This window comes from Erwinia sp. PME.40.26/001, assembly GCF_055556675.1.
The window spans coordinates 1-22,475 of record NZ_JBVHNP010000008.1; the positions used below are offsets into that span (position 1 = coordinate 1).

General features: G+C 50.6%; 22 protein-coding genes and 1 pseudogene. 8 read left to right on the forward strand and 15 right to left on the reverse strand.

What is annotated here, in order from left to right; genetic code table 11:
* Positions 1 to 547 precede the first annotated feature (547 nt).
* Both ACZ3HG_RS18495 and ACZ3HG_RS18500 read left to right on the forward strand, forming a co-directional pair.
* Positions 548 to 691 (forward strand): annotated as a pseudogene (locus ACZ3HG_RS18495) (ISNCY family transposase); the annotation flags it as partial.
* 66 nt (positions 692 to 757) lie between these two features.
* The gene (locus tag ACZ3HG_RS18500) at positions 758 to 1,021 is read left to right on the forward strand and encodes a DapH/DapD/GlmU-related protein (protein ID WP_465333916.1); all 264 of its coding nucleotides are present in this window, start codon (positions 758 to 760) and stop codon (positions 1,019 to 1,021) included.
* Between the two features lie 196 nt (positions 1,022 to 1,217).
* Here the strand turns inward: ACZ3HG_RS18500 and ACZ3HG_RS18505 are convergent, their stop codons facing one another.
* Together ACZ3HG_RS18505 and ACZ3HG_RS18510 are read right to left on the reverse strand one after the other, a co-directional pair.
* Positions 1,218 to 2,537, reverse strand: a complete 1,320-nt coding sequence (locus ACZ3HG_RS18505) for a methyl-accepting chemotaxis protein (protein WP_465333764.1) — start codon at positions 2,535 to 2,537, stop codon at positions 1,218 to 1,220.
* A gap of 995 nt (positions 2,538 to 3,532) precedes the next feature.
* Positions 3,533 to 3,871: an ArsR/SmtB family transcription factor gene (locus ACZ3HG_RS18510; protein WP_191935407.1), complete on the reverse strand. Its 339-nt coding sequence runs from the start codon at positions 3,869 to 3,871 to the stop codon at positions 3,533 to 3,535.
* Positions 3,872 to 3,958: 87 nt separating this feature from the next.
* On the opposite strand from ACZ3HG_RS18510, the gene ACZ3HG_RS18515 reads away from it, so the two are divergent.
* Complete coding sequence (locus ACZ3HG_RS18515; protein WP_465333766.1) at positions 3,959 to 4,915, forward strand: threonine ammonia-lyase; 957 nt, start codon at positions 3,959 to 3,961, stop codon at positions 4,913 to 4,915.
* Positions 4,916 to 5,371: 456 nt separating this feature from the next.
* On the opposite strand, the gene ACZ3HG_RS18520 is transcribed toward ACZ3HG_RS18515, so the two are convergent.
* From ACZ3HG_RS18520 to ACZ3HG_RS18570, 11 genes are all read right to left on the reverse strand, one after another.
* A complete protein-coding gene (locus ACZ3HG_RS18520) occupies positions 5,372 to 6,553 on the reverse strand; it encodes a zinc-dependent alcohol dehydrogenase (protein ID WP_191937169.1) in 1,182 nt (393 codons plus the stop codon).
* A gap of 136 nt (positions 6,554 to 6,689) precedes the next feature.
* Positions 6,690 to 7,700, reverse strand: a complete 1,011-nt coding sequence (locus ACZ3HG_RS18525; protein WP_191937170.1) for a fimbrial protein — start codon at positions 7,698 to 7,700, stop codon at positions 6,690 to 6,692.
* Positions 7,700 to 8,218, reverse strand: a complete 519-nt coding sequence (locus ACZ3HG_RS18530; RefSeq protein WP_255851926.1) for a fimbrial protein — start codon at positions 8,216 to 8,218, stop codon at positions 7,700 to 7,702. The genes ACZ3HG_RS18525 and ACZ3HG_RS18530 overlap by 1 nt, the downstream gene beginning before the upstream one ends.
* Positions 8,209 to 10,734: a fimbria/pilus outer membrane usher protein gene (locus tag ACZ3HG_RS18535; protein WP_465333769.1), complete on the reverse strand. Its 2,526-nt coding sequence runs from the start codon at positions 10,732 to 10,734 to the stop codon at positions 8,209 to 8,211. The genes ACZ3HG_RS18530 and ACZ3HG_RS18535 overlap by 10 nt, the downstream gene beginning before the upstream one ends.
* Positions 10,735 to 10,742: 8 nt before the next feature.
* Positions 10,743 to 11,420: a fimbria/pilus periplasmic chaperone gene (locus ACZ3HG_RS18540; protein ID WP_465333771.1), complete on the reverse strand. Its 678-nt coding sequence runs from the start codon at positions 11,418 to 11,420 to the stop codon at positions 10,743 to 10,745.
* A 51-nt stretch (positions 11,421 to 11,471) separates the two neighbouring features.
* Positions 11,472 to 12,056 carry a fimbrial protein gene (locus ACZ3HG_RS18545; protein WP_465333773.1) on the reverse strand — a complete coding sequence of 195 codons (585 nt, stop codon included), beginning with the start codon at positions 12,054 to 12,056 and terminating at the stop codon, positions 11,472 to 11,474.
* 892 nt (positions 12,057 to 12,948) lie between these two features.
* Positions 12,949 to 13,353 (reverse strand): winged helix-turn-helix domain-containing protein, encoded by a 405-nt coding sequence (locus ACZ3HG_RS18550; protein WP_191935401.1) that lies wholly within the window; start codon positions 13,351 to 13,353, stop codon positions 12,949 to 12,951.
* 434 nt (positions 13,354 to 13,787) lie between these two features.
* Positions 13,788 to 14,255, reverse strand: coding sequence for a hypothetical protein (locus ACZ3HG_RS18555; protein WP_465333775.1), 468 nt, complete (start codon positions 14,253 to 14,255; stop codon positions 13,788 to 13,790).
* 211 nt (positions 14,256 to 14,466) lie between these two features.
* Positions 14,467 to 14,907 carry a hypothetical protein gene (locus ACZ3HG_RS18560; protein WP_465333777.1) on the reverse strand — a complete coding sequence of 147 codons (441 nt, stop codon included), beginning with the start codon at positions 14,905 to 14,907 and terminating at the stop codon, positions 14,467 to 14,469.
* 181 nt (positions 14,908 to 15,088) lie between these two features.
* Complete coding sequence (locus ACZ3HG_RS18565) at positions 15,089 to 15,829, reverse strand: carbonic anhydrase (protein ID WP_465333779.1); 741 nt, start codon at positions 15,827 to 15,829, stop codon at positions 15,089 to 15,091.
* Between the two features lie 82 nt (positions 15,830 to 15,911).
* Complete coding sequence (locus ACZ3HG_RS18570) at positions 15,912 to 16,235, reverse strand: hypothetical protein (protein ID WP_465333781.1); 324 nt, start codon at positions 16,233 to 16,235, stop codon at positions 15,912 to 15,914.
* 577 nt (positions 16,236 to 16,812) lie between these two features.
* Between ACZ3HG_RS18570 and ACZ3HG_RS18575 the strand changes: the two genes are divergently transcribed.
* From ACZ3HG_RS18575 to ACZ3HG_RS18590, 4 genes are all read left to right on the forward strand, one after another.
* On the forward strand, positions 16,813 to 17,172 hold the full coding sequence (locus ACZ3HG_RS18575; protein WP_191935396.1) for a hypothetical protein: 360 nt from the start codon (positions 16,813 to 16,815) through the stop codon (positions 17,170 to 17,172).
* A gap of 99 nt (positions 17,173 to 17,271) precedes the next feature.
* A complete protein-coding gene (locus ACZ3HG_RS18580) occupies positions 17,272 to 18,045 on the forward strand; it encodes a winged helix-turn-helix domain-containing protein (protein WP_465333783.1) in 774 nt (257 codons plus the stop codon).
* Positions 18,042 to 18,533 carry a FidL-like protein gene (locus ACZ3HG_RS18585; protein ID WP_191935394.1) on the forward strand — a complete coding sequence of 164 codons (492 nt, stop codon included), beginning with the start codon at positions 18,042 to 18,044 and terminating at the stop codon, positions 18,531 to 18,533. The genes ACZ3HG_RS18580 and ACZ3HG_RS18585 overlap by 4 nt, the downstream gene beginning before the upstream one ends.
* A gap of 238 nt (positions 18,534 to 18,771) precedes the next feature.
* Positions 18,772 to 19,104: a hypothetical protein gene (locus ACZ3HG_RS18590; protein WP_191935393.1), complete on the forward strand. Its 333-nt coding sequence runs from the start codon at positions 18,772 to 18,774 to the stop codon at positions 19,102 to 19,104.
* 110 nt (positions 19,105 to 19,214) lie between these two features.
* Here the strand turns inward: ACZ3HG_RS18590 and ACZ3HG_RS18595 are convergent, their stop codons facing one another.
* The gene (locus ACZ3HG_RS18595) at positions 19,215 to 19,535 is read right to left on the reverse strand and encodes a hypothetical protein (RefSeq protein ID WP_465333785.1); all 321 of its coding nucleotides are present in this window, start codon (positions 19,533 to 19,535) and stop codon (positions 19,215 to 19,217) included.
* 95 nt (positions 19,536 to 19,630) lie between these two features.
* A complete protein-coding gene (locus ACZ3HG_RS18600) occupies positions 19,631 to 20,695 on the reverse strand; it encodes a LacI family DNA-binding transcriptional regulator (RefSeq protein ID WP_465333787.1) in 1,065 nt (354 codons plus the stop codon).
* 339 nt (positions 20,696 to 21,034) lie between these two features.
* Here ACZ3HG_RS18600 and ACZ3HG_RS18605 point away from each other — a divergent pair, with 339 nt between their 5' ends.
* Positions 21,035 to 22,300, forward strand: coding sequence for an oligosaccharide MFS transporter (locus tag ACZ3HG_RS18605; protein ID WP_062748764.1), 1,266 nt, complete (start codon positions 21,035 to 21,037; stop codon positions 22,298 to 22,300).
* Positions 22,301 to 22,475 lie beyond the last annotated feature (175 nt).

Sequence of the window (22,475 nt, forward strand, 5' to 3'; positions counted from 1 at the left end):
TGGACCGTGAGTTGCTCTGGCACGTCGACGGTTACTCTATCGACAACGAGTGATGTGAAACTACGCTCCGGGTCGGACGGAATCGATTCCGGATTATATATAGAGGCAGAGGGAGTAACGACGTTGGACTTCACCGCCGGTAACTACGCTCGCCAAGTGGCGATCCTGTCCAAACTCAAATCCTCCACAGCTCAACCCGGGAGCTACCAGGGGCCGGGCATTATAACCGTCTCATGGCCTTAACCAGATTGGGTCTTACAGGAAGTTTGACCCTCGACTGGATTATGAACCCAGGTCCGGCCGAACCGAGTGAATATATCTGATCTCCAGGGGGCAAGTGGATTGAAGGACGGCGGCAAAGAGAGGAAGGCAAGGTACCCGTGAGCACAGCCCACAGCCGGGTACCTGATCTGATATGCGATTTAACATAATTAACGTTGTGCGTACCGATAATGTAACGGCTAAATTCAGATATCCGCCTCTGGCTATATTGAGATGTCCGCTTTATCGTCCTTTTTCCAGGGGTTCCCGGCTGAGGACGCAACTGATGACGGCTTACGGTTCGGAGTGCTTTACGATGAATGAAGTTAACCGCCTCAAGATCCTGCAGGACGTCATTGATGGCAGGCTCACCACTTCGCTTGCATCACAACGACTTGGCCTTACGGATCGCCACTGCCGGCGTCTGCTACGTGGTTAGCATGCCGTCTTTATAATTTTATACCTTTGAAATCAACAGGAGCATGTCATGCTGAAAATGAATGCGCTGATTCCTGAATTGATCGTCTCTGATTTGCAACAGAGTTTGCAGTTTTATCACGATATTCTGGGGTTCAAAATTGAGTACGGTAAGCCGGTTACGATTGGTCATAATGTATGGATCGGCGGCCGCGCAATCATTAACCCGGGAGTGACGCTGGGCGATAATGTTGTTGTTGCATCAGGCGCAGTGGTAACGAAAAACGTGCCGCCAAACTGTGTTGTTGCAGGGAATCCAGCCAGAGTGATTAAAGAACTGTAGATATCTGATGGCACTGAGAACTGTCATAAGAGGCATCGAGAGGATCCACCGGGTCATAGACGGTATCACAGGGTAGCGTATATACGCTGTGATACGTCGTATGTTGGGCCAGAGACAACGTGTGAGTGGCTCGTTACCTGCTGAGAAGCCGAACGATTGTGCTTCGGCTGCGGTATGCACTGAATCGGCCCCAATATTAAGCGTCAACCGAGCGGGCAACTTCCCTGACGGCATTTTCCATACGTTCAGAATTCTGCTGGATGCTGGTAATCACCTCACCGGCCTCACGCATCAGGGTGACACCCTGACCAGTATTTTCAAGACTGACTTCTATGCCCCTGAGAACCTCTCTGGCCAGCTGATGGTTACCGGAGACAATCCGTTCAATTTCTTCTGTCGCGCCGCTGACGCTGGCTGCAAGGGTACGCACCTCGGAGGCAACAACGGCGAAGCTCCTGCCTGATGCCCCTGCCCTTGCGGCCTCTATCGCCGCATTAAGAGCAATGAGGCGAGTCTGCATGGCAAAGCCTCTGATGGTTTCCACCATACCGTCAATGCTGACCGACTGACTGTTAAGACGTGATATGTCGGCGGAGACAACGTTCATGTTTTCCGCAATCCTGTTAATGACCCGGATACTGTTATCAATCACCGCTGCGCCAGCCTGAGCGCTTCCCCGCGTCTCTACGGCCATATTCCAGGCATGGACGGCCGCATCCTGCTCACTCTTATTGCGTATGACCTGTTCCGTCACGTCGGAAGCGAATTTGATGATTTTATAGAGCTGGCCATTACTGTTAAAAACCGGGTTATAGGTCGCGCGGAGCCACAGGGTTTCACCCTTCCGGTTGAGGCGTGGAAACTGACCGGAAAAATACTCTCCCTGATTGAGCCTCTCCCAGAACTGCCGGTACGCTTCGCTTGCGCTAAGTTTGTCTGAACAAAACATCCTGTGATGCTGCCCGAGCACGTGTTCCCGCGTATAGCCGGTAGCTTTCAGAAAGTTATCGTTAGCATCGAGTACCACGCCGCCAGGGCTGAATGAAATGATCGCCATTGACCGGCTGATCGCATTAATCACAGATTGCTGCTCCAGCGCAGACTCCATTCTCTCTGAAATATCCGCAGCTATTTTGATGATTTTGAATACTCTGCCCCGTCGGTCGGTTACCGGGATATAGCTTGCTTCAAGCCAAACGGGACGCCCGCCCCGGGCCAGGCGAAGGTATTTATCACTGAAACGTTCGCCAGCAGCGAGACGCTGCCAGAAGTTCCTGTATTCCGGTGTGTTAATCAACGAAGGAGGACAAAACATACTGTGATGACGACCCAGTATTTCCTCCGCACGATACCCCATTGCTTCCAGAAACAGAGGGCTGGACTTCTGGATGATGCCGGAAGGACTGAACTCAATGACAGGCATGGATTGAGCCAGTGCTTTTAATGAAGCAGAAGAATGCTGACCGCGATGGCGGTTCAGTAAGGCAAAGAGATATTTCAGTAACGATGGGCGCATCAGCAATTCCAGTTAACCAGGGGACTGTCCCGATTATCGGCAGCCAGGTCGTACGCATCACGTATCACTGCGATAGTTTCGGCTGATTATGGTGTGCAATCGTTAACCGTGTAATAACCCGGAAACATTTATCCTGATCCGCCAGGATTACCGCGAATATGTGAATCTTACAATCTGATGTTCCTGATACCGAAATCATGGCTGGGCGTGATGCAGGAGATGCCCGGTGTTCAGAGGGTAAGTGAGCACATCAGCAGGCTCTCCGGAAGGATAAGTATGCCCGAAAATGCCATGTCCATTAATTCCAGTAAGCCAGATAGGTAAGTGTGAAAGCCGAACAGAAAGCATAGGGGCTTAAAAGCAAAACATCCGAATAATGAATTTCAAATATCTTGGTTACAGGCCACGCCAGTACAACCAGCCACATGAAGATTGTAGAGCACACTATAAATAAGCTACCTTTTACAGTGGCATCAGGATAAAATCGCTCTGAAATCATCAGTAATGGTACACCAATTATTAAAGAACCCATTATGGTCCCAATAATACTCATCATGACGATGAAAAAGTAAGTAAAAATAAGACCCAATACGGATGTGCTACTATCTCCCCAAGAAAGATACATTAAAAACACTAATGAACCAACGATACTACTAAAAAGTGCTTATATTGTGGCTTTTATAACCAAACTGTCGTCAATGATTTTCTTCATAATGTTCTCTACGTCTGTGTATCTATATTTCGCACGGCATATCTGATTGAATTTTTATAGATGTCATAATCTTCGATGTCGGATAATACTGCCAGGGTAAAGGCTGCATCCAGTGAGTGTACAAAATAAGTTTCTCTTCCAAAAGTATCACCCTGGTGGCAATAAATTTTTCCTGACCTGTCATTCATCTCCAGAGGTGAAAGTATTGAGTCTTTGCTGGCTGTGAACCGATAATATCTGGCGATATTATGCAGAGAATGAAGGCTGGCCCAGACATCGTCCGCTATAAGCGGCGAGTCGCCAGCTTCCCATATTCCGACAGCATTGCCGTTGCTTCATCCATCCTTTGGCGATCAAGTTTATAGAATACCCAGTTTTTGATACGTTTCGAGGTCACAATTCCGGCTTTAGCTAGATTTTGTAGATGGCCTGTCACGGTGGGCTGACTTAACCCAATTTTTTCAGTGATAAACCCGACACATACACCATCTTTAACCAGATCGCCGTCCTGCTGCTCAGGAAAATGTGACCTTGGATCGGACAGCCATTCGACAATCACGAGCCGGTGCTCATTACCGAGGGCGCGAAAGATATCGGCCATGGATGTCTTTGAGTTGTTCATATAGCCAATTACCTATATAGTTAATGTCTTATATAACTTCACGGGCATACTATGACAAACCACACACTAAGGCCAATGGGCAGTGTCATGTTGAAAGATATTTACGCAGCTTCCCGGCTAATTAAGACAACAGTATGCAGAACTCCGCTGGTGCCTTCGTTCGCGCTGTCTGCCCTTGTTGGGACGGAGGTCAGGCTCAAGATGGAAAATCTCCAACATACCGGTAGCTTTAAGCTGAGAGGCGCCGCAAACGTTCTTGCCTGTCTCAGCGCAGACCAGCAACGTGCCGGCGTCATCGCCCCGACGGCGGGGAACCATGGCTTAGGGCTTGCTTGTGCGGGACAGGTAGCAGGCATACCCGTATCCATATTCTTGCCGCTGTCAGCAGACCCCATTAAGGTCTCGGCGATGAAAAGTTATGGTGCTCAGGTTACGTTTTTTGAAAATATTGAAGATGCGAGACAGGCTGCCATTATTGCAGCGCAACAGTCAGGCGCACTATTCGTCTCCGCCTATAATAATGAAAAGATGATTGCCGGGGGCGGCACTGTCGGTCTGGAAATTATGGAAGACTGGGCAGACGCTGACGTTATTCTGGTTAACATTGGCGGCGGCGGCCTGGCCTCCGGTATTGCAACGGCCATCAAAGCCATAAACCCTGCAGCCGAAGTATGGGCAATACAAAGTGAAGCGAGCCCGACATTTGCGCGTTGGAAAGATGCTGGCGAAACGATCCCTGTGGAAATTACGTCGTCAATCGCCGAAGGTATCAGTGGCTATATAGAACCTGAAACGATGACCTGGCCACTTATACGCGACCGCGTCGATCGTGTCCTTCTCGTTTCGGAAGCCGAAATTAAAGCAGCGATGCTGTTAATGCTTAATCTACATAGCCATGTTGTCGAGCCTTCAGGAGTACCCGCCGTTGCGGCGGTCCTTCGTTATGCAAAAGAACTGAGCGGGCGAAAAGTTGTCTGTGTGGTTAGCGGCAAAAACATATCTGGCTCCCGCTATCTCACATTAGTTAATGAGGCTTCACTCTGAAGAATCATTCCTTTTGTCTCTACGATTTTACAGACCTTTTGCCAGCGGCAATCGTCTTCAGCACCGCTGGTATTTCTGCAAAATGGCACATAGTATTATTCTGTTTTGAAAAGTAAAATGTGCGGCACAACCTGTTAATAACGAAGATAAACATCATGCCTCACGCTCCCAGTTCTACCGCGAAGAAGGTAAAATTTTCCGCCCTGTTTATGCTGACGTCGCTGCCTTTGATAGCCGTTGGCATTTTCTTTTTGATCAACCTTGAGGGATCGAACAGGATTATCGGGCCGGTTGTCACCTTTTTAGCCGCTATCAGCATTGCCCAGTTACTGTGGAAACACATTCAATAAGCCTCAGCAGAAAGTTCTCCGTTGCGGGTGTTTCCCACTGCCGGGGCATGCAGAACGGAGCTTGCCCGGGTAAGGGACGGGGGCGGTCTTCTGCCCCCGGGAGACGTTAGCGCGTGGCCATCCCCGGCACCAGGATCACCTTCCGGCACTCCTCCTCGCGTTTTTCAAAAATTTCGTATCCTTTCGCAGCATCTTCCAGCGGCATATGGTGGGTGACAATCTCTTCAGGCTTCAGGTGGCCCTTTTCGATAAGGGAGAGCAGGTCCGGCAGCCAGGCGTGAACATGGGTCTGCCCCATCTTAAACGTCAGGCCCTTATCAAACGCATCACCAAACATAAAGCTGTGGATGAAGCCAGCGTAAACGCCGGGGACGCTGACCACCCCACCGCGCCGCACGGCAGCAATACACTGCCGCAGCGCCTTGCCGCTGCTTCCCTCAATTTTCAGCGTGGTCAGCACGGTTTCGGTCAGGCTGCCTTTGGCTTCAAAGCCCACGGCATCAATGACGGCGTCCACACCGCGGTGGCCCGCCGTGTTTTCAATAATCAGTGCGGCAGGATCGTCATTTTCATCAAAGTTAATCGGGATAACGCCATAGCGCTCACGGGCAAAGGCCAGACGGTAATCATTATGATCGACCATAAAGATCTGTTCCGCCCCTTCGTGCCGGGCGCAGGCGGCACTGAGTAACCCTACCGGGCCGGCACCGTAAATGGCAACGCTGGAACCCCGGGTGATCTCGGCATTCTTCACCGCCTGCCATGCGGTGGGTAAGATATCTGAAAGAAAAAGGACTTTTTCATCCGGCAGCGTTGAGGGAACCCGGAAGGGGCCAGTATTGGCTTTGGGGACCCGAACATATTCAGCCTGTCCGCCGGGAATGCCCCCGTAGAGATCGCTGTAGCCGAACAGGGCTGCCGGAGGCGTGATGCCTTTTCGGTTCAGGATGGCGCCTCTCCCGCTGTTGGTATTCTCGCAGGCGGCATACTTGTGCAGATGGCAGAAAAAACAGTCGCCACAGGCGATCACAAACGGGATCACCACGCGGTCGCCCTTTGCCACCGCGCTGACCTCTTTGCCGGCGTCCACCACCTCACCCATAAACTCATGGCCAAATATGTCGCCGTGATGCGTGCCGGGTATTTTTCCCCGGTAAAGATGCAGGTCCGAACCGCAGATTGCCGTTGCCGTGACGCGAAGAATAATGTCATCCGCTGCCTGCAGGGCCGGGTCCGGAACGTTGTCGACGCTGACCTTATGCGGTCCGTGATAGGTTAATGCTCTCATGTGCTGCTCCTCCAGGAAGGGGGGAAAAGGACGTGACGATAAAAAGCATAGAACAAACCCGATGAGTTAAGCCAAAGTGGTAGCGTAAAATCTCAAAAAACCGGCTCCCGCCCTGGCCGTTTATGCCCAGGCAGGTTCACTGATAGGAAAAGGTAATGCTCGCTAAGGCCTTTGCCGTGCCGGGTGTCAGATCCCCGGTGCGCACGAACCTGGCCTGAAACGGCAGTGTCAGCGTCTGCGCCGACGTGGTTGTTTTAATATAAAACTGGTTAGTTGTGCCTTCGCTGGTGTTATCAGGCCCCATCATCAGCGGGCCGGTACCATTGTAGAAAAACTGTACGCCGACGCCGGATGCCGTCGAATCGCCTGTCAGCGTGACCACCGAAGAGGTATTCGCCGGCGTGGTCTGATCGGTCATGACCGCATTCACCGCCACTTTCTCATCACAGGTCAGGCTCACGTTGAACGTACCGGAGGCGGAAACGCTGCCTGGGCTGGGCAGGGTGCGGACATCCAGGGTGCCCAGTTTGACGTCTGCCTGTGTTGTGCTGACCGTACATCCGCTGGCGGTCACAGTAATAGTGGTCGGGTTGATTCTGACTCTGGCGGTTTTTGTTTCGTTGTTATACGCCGTCAGGATCGCGGCATCGATACTCGCCGTTTGATAGGTGCCCGATTTCAGCGTCTTGTTGGTTTTCACAAACGTCACCTTTGCTGACCAGCCTAAATCCGTTGCCACGGCACTGGTTCCTTGCGCGGGATACGTCTGAATCACACCGGTTTGCAGCGGAATATAGGTTGTGCCGTTAAAATCACGAAGACCGATAACGAAGCCGACACCCGGCACGCCGGTTTCGAAAATGGCATAATTTGCGCCATCTATTGCCACCGTCATGCCGGTGGATATCGCACCGCTGCCAGGCTCCATCGTCCCTTTGTTGCAGGTGGCTATCCATCCGCACCAGAAAACCTCCTGAACAGTGGCCGAAGCGCTCCAGGCATTGCCAATAATCTGACCCGGCGTAACGGAATCTGCCGGGCCTTTGTAGGTCATGGGCGGGGGGGAAATGGTAATGTCTGATTTCCAGTCCAGCGCACAGGCGTTGTGGGCGAAAAGCAGACAGCCGATCACTATCCAGTGACGCATTACTGATACTCCGTAGTCCAGGTGGCAATGGCCGACACCGGGCCGACGCTGACAGCATCGCCCGTCGCAATCAATCGGGCATAAAAGGTCATCTCAACGCTGTCACTCCCCTCAGTGCCATAGGCTTTGGTCTGAGTGTTGAGCGGGATCGGTGAGCCTGTAGCATCGAGGATCTGTACCGCCACGCCCGTCGCCCCGGGTTCCGCCACCTTGATGAACTGTGGCGATACACTGTCCGGGGTACCACTGAAGGTGATCCTGACGCCGGCAAAGGTGGGGCCACACTCTTCCAGCTTTAGCGTAAAAGGGGTTTTGATATTGCTGACGGCCCCTGCCCTGCTGAACTGCTTAATGCCAATGGTGCCGAGCGGGACGTTCTTCACCAGCGAATCGGCGGCGACCACACAGGTATTACCAATCAGGGTGCCTGTTACCGAGACCAGGACGTCATATCCCTGGGCTGGGCGCATACCGGTCAGCAAAAGCACAAGAGCGGCCAGACGAAGGCTTACTCGCATAGCACCTCCTGCGCATATAGCCCCGTATGGGGGTTATAGTTCTGTTGAGTCAGCCGGTAGCGGATAGTGCACTGCCGGTCGTGGCCCTGTCCCCAGGCAGCCTGCAGCGTTCCCTGCGGGGTTAAGCCTGAGAAATACAGACTGCCGCCATCGCCGACAATGCTGCTGGTGTTGCCCTCGGCAAAGGAGACGAGGGTGCCGAAAGGCAGCACATCCTGACGATGCCGAACGATAAACATCACTTTCGCGCCCTGATGGGTTGTGATCGTCGCGCGCACCATCGCGCCTTCAGCCGGTGTGGTGTTGACGATGGCATTTTCCACCTCAACGTCACTGCCCGCTGTCGTGACATCCAGCGCAACCTGGTTCACCCGATACGGGGTAGCGTAAGGGATCACGGCATAGCCGCGACTGTCGGTTTTTATGCCCTTCTGATTGAGTATTGCCACCTGGCTGGCGCCTGTGGCTTTCACCAGAATATTGGTATTTCCGAGCGGCTGGCTCAGCGTCAGGCCATCTTCATGCAGCACCACGGCCCCGTTGATGCCATAGTTAACGGTTTTTGAGTCCTGACCATAGCTGTAGCCGACGTTGTAATCGCCCCACTGACCGTCATATTGCAGTGCGGCATCGCCGCCGTACTGCTGCTGCTGGCTGTAACGCTGATTCACGCTGTAGAACAGATTCTCATTCCCCGGCACATAGCCACTGACCCCTGCGCTATGGGTGGCCCCGGTCGAATTGGCCTGTGTCGTGGCGAAGCGCACGCGCGTAGAGTGTGCCGGACTGCCTAAGGGCACAGAAACGGACATCGCCAGAATGTTATCTTTCTCGTTATCGTAGATGCTGGTGCTGCGCTGCACGCTCACACCGACGGAGACCCGATGGAACGTCGCGTTCCAGGCCAGCTGCATACTCTGCGTGGTGTTAGGCGTATTCCAGTAGGTTTGTTGATCCCAGGAGAGCGACAGCGAACCCAGCTCACCCAGCGGCTGCATTAATAACACCTGGTTCTTCGCTTTACGCGTCAGGCGCAGGTTGTAGGCACTCTGATAATCAGAGGTGCTGGTCGTGTCTCTCGCGGTACTGTTTTCCGTCCCGCTCCCGGACATGACTTTATAGGTGGTGTCAGACAGGGTATAGAACCCTTTCGTGGAGTAGCGCAGCGAGAAGAAGTTCAGGCGGGTACCGTAGTCGTTCAGCAGCTTACTGTAGCGCAGGCGGACAGAATTACCGGCGTAATGCCGCTCATCCGCCAGCTCGCTGCGGGCATGAGTGATATCCAGCGAGTATGCGCCAAATCTGCCGATGTTTTGCCCGATGCCGGTCGCTATCGCGTTGTACTGATCCGCAACCTGCGCTCCGCCGTAAAAAGTGAGCCCGTATCGCCAGCCATAAAAAAATTCCCCCTGGGCAAAAGCAGGCGCGTTCTGCTGAGTACCGGGCCTGTAACGGCCTGCCCCAAAGGCATACTGCACCTGTCCGTTACGTACCAGGTTCGGTACGCTGGCAAAAGGCTGCGTGTAGCGGGTGATCCCGCCGTCGCTTTCATTAATCGTTACGTCGAGGTCACCACCCGTTGAGGTGGGATAGAGATCCTTCAAGACAAATTCTCCCGGCGGCACGGAGGTCTGATAGATAATGTTGCCGTTCTGGCGCACCGTGACCGTGGCGTTGCTGCGTGCGATGCCGCGCACCTCCGGAGCGTATCCGCTCAGGCTTGCCGGCAGCATATTATCATCGGTTTTTAACGCGACACCGCGTAAGCCAACGGCATCAAAAATCTGCGAAGAGGAATAGGTTTCTCCGGCATAAATCTGAGCCCGGAGAGCGGGTATATCCCGCTGCAGCCAGGTTTGTACGTGTGTGAGTTCGTTGCTGTCCTTTGCCCACGTCGTGTAATCGCGCAGTCGCCATGCGCCGAGGTTAACGCCGCTATTTAAACTCATGAACAGCTGCTGTTCACGCGTGCGCTCGCTACCCCGATATTCGGAATTCGACCCGTTAATGACGTAGTTCACCCATGCCGACGTAATACCATATTCCCAGCTGTCCGGGTTGACGAAGCCGCGCGGCAGCGTGCGCATTGCTCGCTGGGGAAAGGTGAAATTGAGGCTCAACGTTTGCTGGTCGAGGCTAAAGTGAGTGTCATCAAAAAGCTCTCCAGGAAAATAGCAGGGGCTGACTAACGGTAGTTTGCCGCCTTTAGCCTGACGGATATCGACACCCAGCGCGGAAATTTGCTTCTCCGTCAGGCATGGCTGGGCATCGCCGATGCCTCTGCCGTCAACCCTGAATGCGATATCCCCGGTGAAGGCATAATTATTATTCGCAGAAACGTTCAGATTATATTCACCAGGGGGTAAAGCACTGCCTGCGTTGATCCATGACAGATCGGCAGTGTTTGGATTTTCGCCACTGAGAAAAGCCGGATTAAATTGCAACGCGTTTTCTGCGGCGATGGCTTGCCTGCCAAGCTGGTAAATAACCAGAACACACAGCGTTCGTAATTTCACGGTGTCGCTTATTGATGTAAAGGCAATAGAGTGACAGGCGTCCATGCGCCGTAATCATTAATGGTCTGATAACTGAAGTTCTTTGCACCATTAAATGATTCTGACAGCGTAACGCCGCCTTTTGGCGGTATCATGACCTGCTGCACAGCTTTACCGTCAACACTCACATTGATCGTGGTGATGTAATAAGGCGTTGGGTTCGTCAGCGTGATATTGCCTGCATGAAAACGGCCGGTAATTTTCCTGCCTGCCTCCCCGGCTTCGCCGTGGAGTCCCACAGGGCGATAAAATATTTTGATTCGGTTCGCGGAGGCAAACTGCAGTGAATTACCCGCACTCTCTTTATTCTGCTGGGGAATGGCTTTCACCGTCATCCAGTAAAGGGTTTCACGATCCTGTGGTAAGGCATTGCCGCTAAAAAGGATTTTAACCACGCTTTCACTGGCGGGTTTCAGCACATACAAGGGGGGCGTAATCACAAAATCGTTCGTCCGTTCACCCCGGTCATTTTCAATCCATGACTGAATCAAAAAGGAGGCTTCAGTATGGGTATTTCTGACCTGAAGCATGGATTGCGATGTTGAGCTGGAATAGATCATTCTGGTTGCGCCCAACCCCACGCCTCCGGCGTGAACGGCTAATGAGCACAGCGCACAAGCCAGAAAAATCCCTATTTTTGCACGCACTGGTTTCTCCTTAACGTGAAAGAAGACCCGGTCGCAGACCGGGCCTGCGACTTATGAATAGGTAATGGTATAGGTCGCGACGGCACTGGCATCACCGGCCGTGGCGCTGCCTTTGGGTGAATAATATTTTGCGCTGTAACTGAGGGTGTTTGAGCCTTTACGAATCGGAATGGCTTCTGCTGCTTCACCCAGCTTCACCACATTGCCTTGCGCGTCATAAAGACGTATTGCGACGTTTTGCGCGGCAGCGCTGCCTCCGTTTGCGCCCACGGCGAGGCTGTTGGGGTCCGTGCCGTCGGGTGTACCGCTGAAGGTGACTGACACGGCAGTGGCCGCAATCGGAGCATCCGGGGTTGAAGCTGAGGTATCAGCGATTTCGCAATCTTCCAGCGTAATCTCGAACGATTTTGCCGTGCTGGCTTCACTGCCCGCTGCCGCGAGTGCAGCGGTTCGGACCTCACCCATTGGCACATCGATAACGGCGCTTTTTGCGCCAATAGCACAGGCAGACGTCACGACGCTGCCATTAAAATTGACCGTACCACCGCTTGTCCCTGCGGCGATAACTGAACTGACTGGCATCAGCGAGGTAATAACCAGCGCCAGCAGAGTTTTAGTATTATTTTTAACGTTCATTGTCTTTATTCCATAATGGTATTATTACGATATTTGCCACGTCAGGTAGCACATTTAACGGGGTGGGAATACGATTAAATATGTATTGCCCTCCACCCTTGGTTTCTTTCTTATCAATCCGGGAAAAGATCAGGTGATCCAGTCAATGACTTTTTAACACTGTCTCTTCATAAGAAGATGCCAGGAGAAAATAAAAATAAAATACCCGCTTGAGAATGGGAGGGTAATTTCTGTTAACAGCTCTCTCTCTCAGGCCTTAGCATGTATCACCCGTGCATCTTATGAAATTACGTGAAAATGCGTAGTCAAAAGAAAAGTTGTCTGTCTGGTCTGATAGTTGTGATTATTTTGGTTGTAAAGGCTGCAGTAATCTAGCTTTTCAGTTTTATGTGCTGGGTGTTTCGTTTAGGGTGAGATGTTTCTTAAGTGTTGCAGGTGTATAAAACGGCAGGATATTATACTTTTTGTGTGGGATTTGTAAAAAAGATGAAAGATAGGGTTGTTTTTAAATGAAAAAAAATCAAACAACAGTTCGTAATAATGTCCTGTTCTTTCCGGTAGATGTACGCAGTGGATCACGTCAGGCTGTTCATAAAGCCGAAGCTTCAGACTTCAGAATAGCGACTCTGCAAGCAGGATAAGCGCAACACGATAATAAAAAGGAAGTACGTGGGGTGCAGAACCGGCAGCTGCAAGGCAGCAGGCAGGCTGAACGACCTGCCGCTCAAGGGGGGAATGGCGGGATAAAGGGGAACAATAGCAGAAGAAATAACCAGGCCCTGAGGGGGGAGCCTGCGACAGACGTCAGGGAGGATATCGTCGTTAACACTAATCGAACATTAATTATGTAGGATGACGGGCGTTCATCTTATCAGGGCAGACAGGCGAAAAGTTATAGTGCTTTGCACTTTGCATAGAGCTCACATAAAATACACGGGAAGATTTTTTTAACGTTATTGATCTTATAGCCTCTCCGGTCAACCTTTAAGATCGCGTTCTCGTCCACGTCCATCTCACGAAGAATGGTATTGACACGATTGATGCTCCGCCTCAAAGCCTGTTCAGATGAGCTTAATCCATAGCTGTCCCACACTTCATATAAAATATAATCAGCGCTGACGTAATCTTCTTCAAAGTTATTCAGAAGAAGGTAAAGAAGCCGGCTGACCGTTTTTCGTAGTTTGATGACGTTGTGTTTTCGGTTGTTCTTCAGAGCGTAATTAACAAGTACTCTTTCTTTGGGAATAAAAAGCACTTTGTCATTTATCAGGTACATTCCTTTTTCTTCACTTTCCAAACTTTTTAATCTCCACACCTCTTTGAACGGCATGTTATCAAAGATAATAAGCGTATCATTGGCCAGTTCATTAACAGCATTTAACAAGACTAATAAAACAATTTTTTGGATTTAAATTCCAATTTTTGTATAAAATATGGAATTAAAATCTAAATATTAAAGTTTTATAGGTTTTTAATCCCGTAAAATGTGAAGCAAAAAGGGGCAGTGTTTTATGTTTTTTGATAAAAACTGATTAAAATTAATGCGTTGTGATGTAGTGTGGGCCTGGCGGGTGTCAGAACCCACCTTACCGCCTGTGACGGTGGCGTCTGCCTTACCACGGGATCTGTTGTATCCCGTCTGGAGAGGGCCATACCGTTCCTGGCAATGTGCGCCGTGCTCCGTAATGGGGGATAACTGCCCGGCAAGGTCTGTCTGATGTGGATAACGAATCAGCGAGGGCAAGGTGAAGAGGCGGAGTAACAGGCTTTCAGCGAACCGTTTTCATATCTCTTTTTATCAACGCCATTAATGAAAAAGGCGCAAAAGTGGCAATCAGACAGCCTCTTAACGTTTTCAATCCGGTATCCGCGGCGGTAAACCCGTTTGATGCATTCCCCCTCTTTTCGTCCGGACATCTCAATGATTTTTTTATTAATCATGTTTACGCTACGGTACAGCGCCTGGCTCGATGAACTTAATCCATGAGTATCCCAAACTTCGTACAGGATTTTATCATCCGGGACATATTCTTTATCACCTGATTTCAAAATAACAAATAATACTCGTGCGGTGGTCTGCCTGAGCTGAAGGATCCTGCCTGTCCCTCTGGCCGCAGGTTTCAAACTCAGCATTTTTCTGAACTTAGGAAAAAAAACCTGCTCATCGCCAAAGATGAAAATATCATTGCAGTTGTTCATTATCATTCTCTTCCACGTGTCATCGCAGGCATATTTGTTTTAAAAATGACGGATTACCAGGGGCTGCCGGGTTTGTGCGTCCGCAGGACGATGGTTGAACAGGGTATTAAATGACGGCGCAACGTCCCTTTCATTGCTGACGCTGACGCCTGTACGCAGGGCCCGGCGTCAGCGATAAAAGGATTAAAATTCGTGATTAATGGTCAGGTTTTTATTTATGCAGCAACAGGCTGGTACGGGAGCCTGTCTGGCAGCGATCGTTTGACCACTTCACATAGCGCATCTCAGACATATCACTGAAATTGTGCTCGAAGATGATATTCCCGGCGACACTGGCACCCGGGGTGAGTCCATCCGCTATGATTTTAGAAATTTCCGGGCTGGCACCCTGGGAAACCACTGACTGCCCATTTTTAGCGAATAAAACGAAACAGCCTTTCCCAAATTCAAAACGTTGATTGCTGTCGTTACGTACATCAATCCAGACCAGGGTGATGTATTTATCCGGCTTGCCGTCTACGGTATAAGCGCCGGACTCCTGTTGAAAAGCATCTATTTTCAAAGAATTTGATAATTCGGCGGAATGCGACAGGTTCGTTGATAATACAAAAGTAATAATAAATAATGCCAGCTTCTTCATTAAAGTGTGCATGTCAGCTCCTGAAATACCAGGTCATCCTGGGTTTTAAGGTAATTGTGATGGTGAGTATTTCCAGATGAGAGACAGAGACACTCTCAACTGAAATATTTTATAACCCTGTAAAGTATTAACGTAAAAGGGCAAGAGAAATTATTTCATACTCACCACTTTCCACTGTCATATTTTTTTTCGGTTATACGTCAAAAAAATCAACCTTACCGCCAGTAAGATGATACATACTGCCAATGATTTTAATTTTCTTCTGACGTTCCAGATCCTTCAGCACCGGGCTGTTATTACGGATATTGGCGATGGTGAGCTCGACGTTTTTCCTTGCCACAGAATCGACAAAGTCGTAGTTATTTCCCGTACGTTCTCCCGGATACTCGGTTTTTTCAATTGCAGGTTTAATTTCATTCAGCAGTCCCGTCAGATTACCCAGTTCAGCATTATCAATCGCCCCACGTACTGCACCACAGCGGGTATGTCCCATCACCAGCACGACCTTCGCGCCGGCAACCGCACAGGCAAACTCCATGCTGCCCAGAATATCGCGATTACTGATATTACCTGCAACCCGGGAATTAAATGTTTCGCCTATCCCCGCATCCAGGACGATCTCCGCTGGGGCGCGTGAATCAATGCAGCTCAGTATTACCGCTGCAGGGTACTGACCCGCGATAGTGCTGCGCTTCTGTACCAGGTAATCATGCTTTGCCGGACGGTTTTCCCGAAAGCGCAGATTGCCTTGTTTAAAGCGTTCGATGACGGCATCCGGCGTCATACGATCGCGCTCTTCTTTGCTGAGTGATGCCGCAAAAGAGAGGGTTGGCAGCGATAATGTCCCGATCCCGGTGACGGAAAGTGCCGAAACAGCCAGAACTTTCTTCAGGATATTCCTGCGGGACGGTTCAGCCGGTAGGGTATTTTTCATAAGGTTTTCCAGTCCAATTTACAGCGTTAACGATAAAAAAGAGGGAGCCGGCAGAGATAAACCGGGGGCACTGACCCGACGGTCAGTGCCACTTATCGGATGAGGATAATGAGCCCGACCGCCAGTCCGGCGTCTGGTGTTTACCCGCCATTAACGTTGATGGCCCATCGCTCAATGAGTCAGCGAGCCCATCGGCCACGTCAGCCATTTCTCTCTGGCTGCTGCACGTATTGCTAATGGCCCTAAGACATGCCCGCTGGCGCTGTGAGTCTTTCTCACTGGCCGCCATGCCTGCCAGCGCCTGGATCAGTGCCGAAGAACTTATTGCGTCGCCGTCCAGCAGCAGTTTAAGTACGGCTTCACCGAGCATGATATCGGCGAGCAGTTCTCTTTTATTTCGGTACATAGTTTTCTCTGTTAACGAGGTTATCCGTCTCTGGCAGGGGCGGGGTAATATCGCCCTAAAAATAACAGCTTGTCTTATTTTCTTCGTTGGAAAGATAAGGCAAGCCGTCGGAGAAAGATTATGCCATGAGGGCAAAAACCGGACCGTGGAAACGCGTTTATGCCAGTTAGTCTGCTTATCAGAAAAACTCTGCGTTTACCCTTTTTAAAAACAAAGTTACAGGCATTTTCGCGTAAAGAAAAAGACATTTCAGACGCGGATAAGGCTAGCACCTCAATCCTAAATATCTTATATATAGAAGAGTCGTTGTTTGTAACGGATTAGTATTCATGTTGTTGAAAATTGAACGATGACCTGCCGGATAGATAAATGAAAATGACAGTGATAAATAAACAAAGAGTTTTCAGTTTAATAAACCTTTTACGTTAAGATTTTTCTGTGTAAAGTGCAGCTTAATCCGTTAACGGTTATCGAAAATGCCTGCGCCTGCTGGTGAATTTTATGCGGTGGGGTTTAAGACAGCGGCGGCGAAAGTGCAGTGAGAGGTATCTTTTAACCACGTTGAGAAGAGGTTACAGTGAAAAAAATTGCCATGGTATTAACCGCATTAGCCCTGTGTGGCTGTGTTGATATGGGCCGCGTTGGCATGCACCCAAAAGTGAAAACAGCGTATTTAAATGCTCACAGGCATGTCGGGACTGACTGTCTTTACCAGGCGGCATACCGCCAGCATTTGAGCATGGAGAAAGACGATCCCTTACCGGGAGGAACAGAGCGCTACAATCTGCTGGATAAAAATTATGAAACGGTGGCATGGCTGGATGCCTCGCCTTTTGGTAAAAAGCAGACCAGCGTTGATTTCTACTATGGCCCGGATGAGCCTGAGATTGAACGGTCAATAGAGGCGATGATTTCACAATGTAAGAACCCTTTTTAAACGCGGGGGGTAACCTTCTCATCAACCTGTTTACGTTTACCGTGCTATCATCACATATGCCCGATCGGGCACCTTTTGCCGGGAAACTGACGATCTGCTATGAATTATAATATCGACGATATCGTGCTTTTTAACGCAGATTTGAACACCCTGACCCAGACAGAGACCCATGAAAGTATTTCACTGACCCTGTCGCAGTCAGTGTTGCTGGAGCTGATGCTCAAATCCAAATCAGAGATTTTATCCAGGGACAGCATCATTGATACGTTATGGCAGAGTCACGGTATCAACAGTTCGGGTCATACCCTCAATCAATACATCAGCCTGCTGAGACGTTTGTTTGCCCAATTTGGTCTGAATGACCTGATTATCACCATCCCCAGGGTGGGAGTAAGGCTGAATCCTGATGTGCGGGTTTCAGAATGTACTCAAGATACGGGTCCTGCTGTAACCACAGAAGCGTTTGAGCTGACGCATCCCTCCGCCAGCGGAGTGCGAACGGCATACCCCCTGCGGCGTTATATGATATCGCTGTTGCTTTGTCTTATCGCCGGACTGGTCCCGGTCCTTTATTTTTATCACGCCGACAGTAATAAACAGTCGCTGAACGTTGTCACGTACGATGGATGCCAGATTGGTTTACTCGGGCATTTCACTCCCGCGGACAGTAAGTTTATTTACGGTCAGGTCCGGGAAATCATGGTTGAAAATAAGCTGGTCTGCGGCAAAGACCGCACCCTGTATTTTGGATTTAATAAATCAAATGCAGGCCCGGATTTGGGCAGAACATTTTTAGCTTTTTGCATCCGGGGAGATAATAAAAGATTAATCTCCTGTGATAACTATTATTACCGTAACTGGAGAGTGGAATGAGGGGGGCTAACCTTATCATCACATTCATTTTCATTGTGGCTATCGCCATCGCCTCGTTTTTCTTATCCCGATACTATCGTGAGCAGGCAGTGACTGAAGTCCGATGCCTGTCGTATGTCAGAATGGACCTGGGCATAAATGCTTCACAGACGCTGCTTATTGATGCCGTAATCAATTTTCAGCGCAACAAGGAAGGGGCCGTGATGCTGATTAAAGGAACCGCAGAAAGTGATCAAGGCCTGTCGACGTTATCCAGGGAGATTATCCTTGATACCGCTAACGTAGATGATCTCAACGGTTATGAATATACCGTCAGGCATATCAGACCAGGACCTACGGATGATACGCCTGAGGGGAGTTTTTATCAGTTATTAGGTGAGATATCGGGTGACGATCATCACGTCTTTCTGAATGACAGAATTATACGCGATGACGCCGTGTTGATTGGTGGGCCCTATTCCAATCTTTTTATGTGCGTCAAATACTGATGCCGGCGGGCGAGAGGGACAGCGCCACTACTCAGATTGTCACCGTCAGACAGTGATGTTTTGTGGTATCATATTCTGTTTATATTAATAAATTTGGATTAATCGTTTATATACTGGAGTGCATTGAATATTTTGCACTGCATTCAGCCCTGGTTTGTTATCGTTTTTGCAGACGGGCAACCCGTGACAGTCATACCGGAGGTTGCCCAAAAGTATAACAATCGTGAGGTCTGTCGCCATGACGCTGTTACCGACATTTACATACGAAAAAATCAGCAGAAAGCTGCACAAAAATCATATCCTGGACAGGATAAGGCTGTATGGCTTTGATGAGTGCGCCAAAATTATCTCCTTTCTCAATTATGTCTGTGACGATGAAGTACTTGATACGCCTTCGCTTCGTTATATCTACGGGAAAGTGTCTGAATGTCTGCATAATCACGCCTCCGATACCGGGCGTTACGGTTATAATGTTTCGCAATGCTACTTCAGGGATCTTATTTCCCTGCGCGATGAGCTTGAATTTGTCATCTCAATTTCTTGTAAAACCCGTGTTCAACAGCGGGCGTGACGTCCTGTTTTAATGTAAGCCAATAAGGTCTCTTCAGGGAAGATGCCAGGAGAGGAAGACCTTACTGACAGCTGGATGAGAGTAACGGGAATGGGCAGTGAGCAAACCGCTCAGGAAAAATTCATATATATTGTCGCTTTGACGTCATATTTTTCCGTTCTCCCCCGTTTTTTACGAGCTGCCTGAACGACAGGCGTGACTGTTTTACTGTTTCCATCTTTTATTACACCCATCGTGTATTGCGACAGGGTTTTTTCCATCCATTCCGTTCCTTTCTGCGCATCGTTCACCCCATAGAGCCGCTTTAAAATAACGCTGTTGTCTTCATTCAGGTGACCGTCAATGCCGCGACTGCTGGTATTTAGTGTCAGGTTGATTTTAGGCCTGTATTTTACTGACAGGCATATTCCGCTCAGGAAAGCGACAGCCAACCCACCTCATTTTTTAAGTTCGCTTGCAACACTGCTCATCCGCTGGCCACCAGCCAGCGATAATTGATGACTCCCTGCTTCCCCCCGGTACGGCATTAAAGCTGCTGAACCAGTGCCTTAAGCTGCCGGATCAGCGGATCCTCCGCCCCTGTAACCGCCGGTCGGGCGGTGGACTCCCTGATCATCAGGGCGGTGGGAAGCAGGTCGGTAAAGACAGCCTGCGGGGAGTTCATCCTGTTTAACAGATGAGTGACGGCTCGTTGACCGATAAGGTCAAAGTCCTGCCTGACCGTGGTCAGGGCCGGGTGGAAATACTGACTTTCGGGCGTATCGTCATAGCCGATAACGGACACATCCTGGGGGACACGCCGGTTGAGATGCCGCAGCGCGCTGATGACCCCTAAGGCCATCTGATCGCTGGCCACCAGCATCGCAGTGATGTCAGGATGGCGGCTGAATAATTCGATGGTTTTTACCCAGCCGCTGCTGGCGCTCCAGTCGCCGTATTCGACGTCTCGCTCCAGGACGCCGGCCTTGCAGAGCGCGTCGCGCCAGCAGGCCAGGCGAAGCCGCGCGGAAATGGAGCTCTCAGGTCCGGCCAGCAGGCCAAATTTTTCATGACCCAGACTGAGCAGAAGATTGACGCTGCTGGCTGTTCCGTCGTTGTGCAGAAAGCCGAGATGACAGACGCCGGCAGTGGGAGGCACGTCGAGGAACAGCAGCTGCATATGCGGATTATCCTGTGCCAGCGTTTCCGCCTCGGTTTTTTCCAGCGGCAGGCTCATCACTACGCTGTTGATCTTCTGCGCGCTGAACTCACTTAGCGCGGTCTGCAGATCATTCAGCTGCCCGTCTTTCAACATCGAGATGGCCACCTGATACCCCACCTTTTCCGCATGGTGTTTAAAGGATGACGCTATCTGCGACGGAGCATGCAGGGCCAGAGAGGTGGTGAGCAGGCCAAACGTGGGCAGGGTCTTGCCCGCCAGAATCTGCGCCGAGCGGTTAGGGACATAATTCAGCGTATTCATGGCGCTGAGCACTTTGTTGCACGTCCGCTCAGAGACAATGTCAGGGTTATTCAGCACCCGTGACACCGTCTGCTGGGAGACGCCCGCCGCTTTGGCTACATCTTCCAGTGTTGCCTGCCGTTTATTCATTATTTTTCCTGGTCATAAACACTTCTTGTCGGAAAATGTATTAAATAGATAATAAATGTCATGCGTACGACATTACAGGAAATAATCAGCTATTAGCGTGATTTGGCTCAAAAATACCGGTCAAAAGCATTGCTCATACTGACTGATATCGTTTTTACTCCAGTTTAAATGTATGGCGCTATACATTTTGGGCGGGCAGGACTGGAACACGGAAGAACGAGGTGTTCCGGCTACCCGGCACCCCCCCGGGGGGCAGAAAATGCAGTGGTGCTATTCAACATCAGGAAGCGTGGACGGGGCGTTTCATCCCCATGACAGAATAATAATCCAGGTGACACTATGAAAATGACGCAGCTTTCTACGCAGGAACGGCATAACTTTATCTATTTTATGCTGTTTTTCTTCTTTTACTATTTCATCATGTCGGCTTATTTTCCCTTCTTCCCGATATGGCTTTCGGACGTCAATCACCTCACTAAGTCTGAAACCGGTCTGGTGTTCTCCTTTATCGCCTTATTTGCCATCGTTTTCCAGGTGGCTTTCGGTTTGATCTCCGACAAGCTGGGCCTGCGCAAGCATCTGCTCTGGGCGATAGTCGTGCTGTTGATTTTGTTCGCCCCGTTCTTTATCTACGTTCTCGCGCCTTTGCTGCAGTACAATATTTATGCCGGTGCGCTGGCGGGGGGGCTGTACCTGGGGTTTGTATTCTCCGGCGGCGCGGGGGCAGTGGAAGCCTATATTGAGCGGGTCAGCCGGACCAACCGCTTTGAATATGGCAAAGTCAGGGTGTCGGGCTGTGTGGGCTGGGCTATTTGTGCCTCCATCACCGGGCTGCTGTTCAGTATCAACCCCAATATCACCTTCTGGATCGCCTCAGGTTTCGGGGTAGTGCTGGCGGTATTGCTGGTGGTGTCCCGTCCGCAGCCGAATCAGACGGCTCAGGTGCTGAATAAACTCGGTGCAAACCAGCGCGAGTTCTCGCTGGCGATGGCGCTGGAACTGCTAAAAATGCCGCGCTTCTGGGCCTTCCTGTTATACGTCATCGGTGTCGCCAGCATCTATGACGTCTTCGATCAGCAGTTTGCCAACTTCTTTAAAGGATTCTTTTCTTCGCCCCAGCGGGGCACTGAGATCTTCGGGTTCGTCACCACCGGCGGGGAATTACTCAACGCCTGTATCATGTTCTGCGCACCGTTTATCATTAACCGCATCGGGGCAAAAAACGCCCTGCTCGTGGCCGGAGCCATCATGTCAGTCAGGATTATCGGATCCTCATTCGCCAGCAGCGGCGTCGAGGTGATCCTGCTGAAAATGCTGCATATGTTTGAGCTGCCTTTCCTGCTGGTGGGCACCTTTAAATATATCTCGTCGGTCTTCGATCCCCGGGTGTCGGCCACTCTGTTCCTGATTGGATTTAACCTGTCCAAACAGCTCTCCGGCGTGGTGCTGTCCGCCTGGGTGGGAAGAATGTATGACACAGTAGGCTTCCATCAGGCCTACCTGATCCTGGGGCTGATCACCACCACCTTTACCGTGATCTCCTATTTTACCCTGACCGGACGCGGCCTGCGTCCGCTGGCTAAGGCGGATACGGCCACGCTGTAAGCCGAAGCCAGCAGAGTGTCGTACCCGCCAGCCGATCTGGCGGGCACGACGCTGGCCCCTTGCCGCTGGGTATACGGGGATCGGTAGCGCCAGCCTGCAGTGCCAATGTTATCCGTTATACTCTCCTTTCCGGGACTCCGGGCGCTAAGCTGCCGGGGATAAACGTCAGACAGGA

Bases quoted from the DNA above. Each gene is read 5' to 3' on its own strand.
- ACZ3HG_RS18590 (WP_191935393.1), top strand. From the start codon at position 18,772: ATGACGCTGTTACCGACATTTACATACGAAAAAATCAGCAGAAAGCTG.
- ACZ3HG_RS18500 (WP_465333916.1), top strand. From the start codon at position 758: ATGAATGCGCTGATTCCTGAATTGATCGTCTCTGATTTGCAACAGAGT.
- ACZ3HG_RS18605 (WP_062748764.1), top strand. From the start codon at position 21,035: ATGAAAATGACGCAGCTTTCTACGCAGGAACGGCATAACTTTATCTAT.
- ACZ3HG_RS18580 (WP_465333783.1), top strand. From the start codon at position 17,272: ATGAATTATAATATCGACGATATCGTGCTTTTTAACGCAGATTTGAAC.
- ACZ3HG_RS18510 (WP_191935407.1), bottom strand. From the start codon at position 3,871: ATGAACAACTCAAAGACATCCATGGCCGATATCTTTCGCGCCCTCGGT.
- ACZ3HG_RS18520 (WP_191937169.1), bottom strand. From the start codon at position 6,553: ATGAGAGCATTAACCTATCACGGACCGCATAAGGTCAGCGTCGACAAC.
- ACZ3HG_RS18530 (WP_255851926.1), bottom strand. From the start codon at position 8,218: ATGCGAGTAAGCCTTCGTCTGGCCGCTCTTGTGCTTTTGCTGACCGGT.
- ACZ3HG_RS18505 (WP_465333764.1), bottom strand. From the start codon at position 2,537: ATGCGCCCATCGTTACTGAAATATCTCTTTGCCTTACTGAACCGCCAT.
- ACZ3HG_RS18570 (WP_465333781.1), bottom strand. From the start codon at position 16,235: ATGTACCGAAATAAAAGAGAACTGCTCGCCGATATCATGCTCGGTGAA.
- ACZ3HG_RS18565 (WP_465333779.1), bottom strand. From the start codon at position 15,829: ATGAAAAATACCCTACCGGCTGAACCGTCCCGCAGGAATATCCTGAAG.
- ACZ3HG_RS18555 (WP_465333775.1), bottom strand. From the start codon at position 14,255: ATGAACAACTGCAATGATATTTTCATCTTTGGCGATGAGCAGGTTTTT.
- ACZ3HG_RS18525 (WP_191937170.1), bottom strand. From the start codon at position 7,700: ATGCGTCACTGGATAGTGATCGGCTGTCTGCTTTTCGCCCACAACGCC.
- ACZ3HG_RS18545 (WP_465333773.1), bottom strand. From the start codon at position 12,056: ATGAACGTTAAAAATAATACTAAAACTCTGCTGGCGCTGGTTATTACC.
- ACZ3HG_RS18560 (WP_465333777.1), bottom strand. From the start codon at position 14,907: ATGCACACTTTAATGAAGAAGCTGGCATTATTTATTATTACTTTTGTA.
- ACZ3HG_RS18515 (WP_465333766.1), top strand. From the start codon at position 3,959: ATGTTGAAAGATATTTACGCAGCTTCCCGGCTAATTAAGACAACAGTA.
- ACZ3HG_RS18585 (WP_191935394.1), top strand. From the start codon at position 18,042: ATGAGGGGGGCTAACCTTATCATCACATTCATTTTCATTGTGGCTATC.
- ACZ3HG_RS18600 (WP_465333787.1), bottom strand. From the start codon at position 20,695: ATGAATAAACGGCAGGCAACACTGGAAGATGTAGCCAAAGCGGCGGGC.